1 rRNA gene is annotated in these 246 nt (G+C 50.0%); it reads right to left on the bottom strand.

Annotated elements, in window-relative coordinates:
- Window positions 1–246, bottom strand: a 23S ribosomal RNA gene (locus H5182_RS22660); the annotation flags it as partial.

Genomic DNA, 246 nt, shown 5'->3' with positions numbered 1-246 from the left:
CCGCCCCAGTCAAACTACCCACCAGGCACTGTCCGTAACCCCGATTCAGGGGCCAACGTTAGAACATCAAAACTACAAGGGTGGTATTTCAAGGACGACTCCACAAAAACTAGCGTCTCTGCTTCTAAGTCTCCCACCTATCCTACACATGTAGGTTCAATGTTCAGTGCCAAGCTGTAGTAAAGGTTCACGGGGTCTTTCCGTCTAGCCGCGGGTACACAGCATCTTCACTGCGATTTCAATTTC

Source organism: Pseudoalteromonas sp. SG44-17, assembly GCF_014164235.1.
Taxonomy (GTDB): domain Bacteria; phylum Pseudomonadota; class Gammaproteobacteria; order Enterobacterales; family Alteromonadaceae; genus Pseudoalteromonas; species Pseudoalteromonas rhizosphaerae.
Note: the sequence above shows the minus strand (reverse complement) of the source record. Positions and strands in the feature narration are given on the sequence as shown.